Annotated in this window: 2 protein-coding genes; both read left to right on the forward strand. The window is 61.8% G+C overall.

From position 1 onward, the window contains the following. Positions 1 to 87 precede the first annotated feature (87 nt). Complete coding sequence (locus tag QMX84_RS26250; RefSeq protein ID WP_282365147.1) at positions 88 to 918, forward strand: rhodanese-like domain-containing protein; 831 nt, start codon at positions 88 to 90, stop codon at positions 916 to 918. Between the two features lie 16 nt (positions 919 to 934). Beyond that, positions 935 to 2,044 (forward strand): LLM class flavin-dependent oxidoreductase, encoded by a 1,110-nt coding sequence (locus QMX84_RS26255; protein ID WP_282365148.1) that lies wholly within the window; start codon positions 935 to 937, stop codon positions 2,042 to 2,044. Positions 2,045 to 2,110 lie beyond the last annotated feature (66 nt).

The following is a 2,110-nucleotide window of genomic DNA, read 5'->3' on the forward strand; positions in this document are numbered from 1 at the left end:
CCCCGCGCTGGCTGGCTATTTTTAACACAAAAAACCACCGCGACAACGCTCGCTCCTACAGGGTTTTTGGCTTTTCAGGACAGGTATATGACCCGCCCGTTACTCAGCCTTGATGCGTTGTTGGCCCAACCCGACCACTGGACCGTACTGGAAGCCAGTGCCACAGGGTTGCTCGAACCTTTTGCCGCTGGCCACTTGCCGGGGGCGCGCTTGGCCGATCTGGCCAATCAGTTGTCGGACCCGTCGGCGCCGTTCCCTTATACACGGCCCGATGCCCATGCCTTCACCACGGCGATGCGTGCGCTGGGGGTGAGCCATCAGCGCAAAGTGGTGATCTACGATCGCGAAAACGGGATCTGGGCCGCGCGGGTCTGGTGGTTGCTGAAAAGCTTCGGCCACAGCCAGGTGTTTGTGCTGGAGGGTGGTTTACGCGCCTGGCTGGCTCGCGGGCTGGCGCTGAACACCACGCCCGCAGCCAACCGCTCCAGCGACTTCACGGCGGTGGATACACCGGGGTATTTCGTCGATCGCGCTTACGTGCAACAGGTACTGGCCGGGCAACACAACGCCCGTTTGCTCAACGTGCTGCGCCGCCCGGTGTTTCGCGGCGAAGAAAGCAAATACGCACGCTCCGGCCATATCCCGACCAGCCTCAACCTGCCGTATATCGAGCTGATCGACCCGCACACCCACACCTTTATCCCGCGCCCCGCCCTGCTGGCAACGTTGCAGCCGTTTATCGAGCGGCCGCAGGTTGAGTGGGTGCTGTATTGCGGCAGCGGCATCACGGCGGCGGGGTTTGCCCTGGCTCTGGCGCTGGTGGGCGTTGAACACGTGAGCGTCTACGACGGCTCGCTGTGCGAATGGTCGGCTGACCCGGCGTTGGCGATGGACCTCGAACCGATTTCGAACACTTGAATCAGGAACACGACTGATGGCAATTAAAGCACTGTGGTACCTCAGCATGGCCGACGGTCATTATCCCTGGATGGACGACGGTATCTACCCGGTGGATTTCGACCGCTACCGCCGTCTGGCCGAGACCATCGACCAGGGCGGTTTTTATGGCGCGCTGGTGGCCACATGGCCCAACGACCCGCTGGTGTCCGCCACTTCGGTGGTGGGCTTTACCCAAAAGATGCGTTTTCTGGTGGCCGCCTACGCCGGCATGACCGCGCCCAAGTTGCTGGCCGAACAAGCCCTGACCTTTGAAAAACTCAGCGGCGGGCGCTTGCTGTTCAACCACATTAATGGCCGCGAAGAACGGGCCAAAACCTACAACCTCACCGCCGGTCACGACGACCGCTATAAAAGCGCCGAACATTACTGGAAGGCATTTCAGGAGCACTATCTGGCGGGTAATCCATCGCTGTTCCCCAATACCCGTTTCAGCCTCGAACCTGTGCAAGCGGGCGGCGTGCCGCTATGGGGCACGGGTGAATCCCTGGCCGGTGTTGAACACGCGGGCAAAGTGGTCGATGTGTACCTGCTGATGCTGCGCGAGATCTCGATCATCAAGGACCGCTTCGACGCCGCCCGCGCTTCGGCCCATAGCCAGGGCCGTACCTTTGCCGACATGGGCGCGCTGGCCAGCGTGACTGTGCGCAAGACCCGCTCCGAGGCCGAAAAAGCCTTTTATGCCCTGTTCGAAACCACCGGCGTCGACCTGCTGCGCAGCAAACTTGAAGAAGTGGTGGCCCGGCGCAGCAAAGGCGAACAGACCTTGGCCAGCTATCGCGCCCCGGATGCGCAACGTCAGGAATGGGTGGATTACATCCTCAAGGGGCAACTGCCGCCGCTGGAGTCGCTACGCCTGGAAAATAGCCTGTTTGCCGGCATGAGCGCCTGGTCGTCGCTGGACATCTTCGGCACCGGCTCATCGGCGGCGTACCTGGTGGGCCACGCAGACGCCATTGCGCAGAACGTCGAGGCGTATCACCAGCAGGCCGGGCTGAGCGCGCTGATCCTGTCGGGCTGGCCGCTGATTGACGAGGCAAAACACGTGGCCGAGCTGCTGATACCGAAGCTGAACGAGATCGGTTGAATCCCCCCTGTGGGAGCGGGCTTGCTCGCGATGCAGGCAATGCGGTTTTTCAGATCAACCGTGGCG

Source organism: Pseudomonas sp. PS01297, assembly GCF_029959305.1.
Classification (GTDB): domain Bacteria; phylum Pseudomonadota; class Gammaproteobacteria; order Pseudomonadales; family Pseudomonadaceae; genus Aquipseudomonas; species Aquipseudomonas helleri.